We start from the raw sequence: 2,268 nt of genomic DNA, 5'->3' as shown, positions 1-2,268 counted from the left end.
GGCGAATTCAAACATGAGGTGCGACAGTTTGAAAAGTCTTATGATAATCAACAAGCTGAGCAAATTTCTCTAATGGTGTAAGCCAATCTAACGCTTTTCTAGGACGAGTATTCAGTGACATGGCAACTTGATTTAAATAATGCTGATCTGCCTGATTTAAATCAATCCCTTTAGGTAAATATTGCCTAATTAAACCATTCATATTTTCGCATGTGCCTTTTTGCCAGGGTGAATGTGGGTCACAGAAATATACATCTATGCCTAAATCTTCTTCAAGTATTTTATGTTCTGCCATCTCGCGTCCACGGTCATAGGTCAACGTTTTACGCAGTTCTGCAGGTAAATATTTCAGAGCTTCAGTTAAAGCCTTGCGCACTGATTCTGCCTTTGCATCAGGTAATGTTGCCAAGATACAGAGCCGTGTATTTCGTTCAATAAGTGTTGCTATCGAACTTTTATTGTCTTTACCTTTAATTAAATCAGCTTCCCAATGACCCGGTATTTTTCTTTCTTGAACTTCGGCTGGGCGCTCATGAATAGTTTTAATATCCTGTAATATAGAATCTTTTTTAGGTTCACCGTTAGCTTTTCGCTTTTTATTTTCATGACGCAGACAGGATAATAAGTCTTTTTTCAACTCACCCTTTGGTAATGCTCGTATCGTTGAATAAATCGTTGTATGGCTTACATTCATTGTTTGATCCAAATCAGGAAATGTCTTTAAACGCTTTGCTATTTGCTGAGGAGACCATAAACAACGGATCGCTTCAACAATAAATTTCCAGAGGATTGAATCGATTTTGAGTTTTCTGTGACCACGTCTACGTCTAGCGAAGGTGTTATCAGAAGCATATTGAGCTTGATAAACGTCATTGATGCTATTTCTTTTAAGCTCACGATAGATCGTACTAGGATGTCTTTTAATGAGTTCAGCAAATTTTCTGGCTGAAAAGCCTTCTTTTCTTGACTCAAGCATTAATGCAGTACGATCTTCAAAGTTAAGATGATGGTATGACAATTTTATATACTCCATAAACCCTTTAAATTAATTAGGTGGTTTATGTCGCACTTCAAGTTTTACTCTGCCCCTTTATAGTCACTAGCCTGTGAAGGATCTTAATCACTCGTCCAACAAATAAAGCCTGATAACATAAAAAGATCAAGCTCAACTGCTCATTTGCTCTCTATTTTTAATTTTGCTGGTTTATGGAAGGATTACCCATTCCTTCATTAAAAAAGAAAATGAACCGTACCGGGTTTGTCGGAGAGTCAATATTCTGAGAGACTATCCCGATGACAAAATTAAAATATACCCCTGAAATCAGAGAAAGAGCGGTTCAATTATTGATTGAATCTGAAAAAGATTATCCTTCTACTTGGGCTGCAATCACAGCAATTGCGCCTAAGATTGGTTGTACTCCTGAAACACTTCGTGCCTGGCATCAAAAGCATTTAGATCAGCAAAATCCTATTAAAGTACAACAGATATCTGATCAAGAAAAAATGAAGCAAATGGAACGTGAGATTAAAGAATTAAAGCGTGCCAATGAAATTCTACGTAAAGCAGCCGCTTTTTTCGCCCAGGCGGAGCTCGACCGCCCACACAAATAATGGTGGATTTCATCCATAACAATAAAGACTTATATGGTGTTGATGCGATTTGTAGGATTTTACCGATCGCAGCTTCAACCTATTACCGAACTTTAGATCTCGCTGACAATCCAGAACATCGAGCGAAACGAGATCTACATGATGAGCATCATGCTGAACAAATTCAACGAATTTGGAAAGAAAGTTCAGGTCGATATGGTGTGCGTAAGGTCTGGCAACAATTGAAACGTGAAGGTTATGTTATCGCACGTTGTACAGTTGCTCGATTAATGAAAAAGCTAGGTATACAAGGTGTTTGGCGTGGTAAGAATAAACAAACCACCCGTAGCCGAGATGATCAAAAAAGAGCAGATGATTTAGTGAAACGTAATTTTAATGCTGATCATCCTGACCAACTGTGGGTGAGTGACTTTACGTATATTCAAACTCATTCAGGCTGGGTCTATACCGCCTTTATTATTGATGTGTTCAGAGGTGGATCAGGAAATTTGAACAACACCTATAAGTGATATTTTGCTCCCCAAATGATGTTATAAACATCAATATATGGAGTATTTTATGACACGTAGACCAAGAAGAAATCATTCAAATGACTTTAAAGCTAAGGTAGCACTTGCTGCGATTAAAGCAGAAAAAACACTTGCTGAATTGAGTGCT

1 protein-coding gene, 1 pseudogene and 1 other annotated feature are annotated in these 2,268 nt (G+C 37.8%); of the genes and pseudogenes, one reads left to right on the top strand and one right to left on the bottom strand.

Features of this window, described 5'->3' with window-relative positions:
* Positions 1 to 7: 7 nt before the first annotated feature.
* Entirely contained in the window at positions 8 to 976 is a 969-nt protein-coding gene (locus F893_RS07950) for an IS30 family transposase (protein ID WP_081398964.1), read from the bottom strand.
* 317 nt (positions 977 to 1,293) lie between these two features.
* On the opposite strand from F893_RS07950, the pseudogene F893_RS17410 reads away from it, so the two are divergent.
* Positions 1,294 to 2,081 (top strand): annotated as a pseudogene (locus F893_RS17410) (IS3 family transposase); the annotation flags it as partial.
* Positions 1,569 to 1,685: a sequence feature (AL1L pseudoknot), on the top strand. It overlaps the preceding pseudogene by 117 nt.
* Positions 2,082 to 2,268: the final 187 nt, after the last annotated feature.

The sequence above is a fragment of the Acinetobacter sp. CIP 102136 genome, from assembly GCF_000369685.1.
In the GTDB taxonomy this organism is placed as follows: Bacteria; Pseudomonadota; Gammaproteobacteria; order Pseudomonadales; family Moraxellaceae; genus Acinetobacter; species Acinetobacter fasciculus.
Note: the sequence above shows the minus strand (reverse complement) of the source record. Positions and strands in the feature narration are given on the sequence as shown.

Excerpts from the sequence above, each read along its gene's own strand:
- F893_RS07950 (WP_081398964.1), bottom strand. The coding sequence starts at position 976 with ATGCTTGAGTCAAGAAAAGAAGGCTTTTCAGCCAGAAAATTTGCTGAA.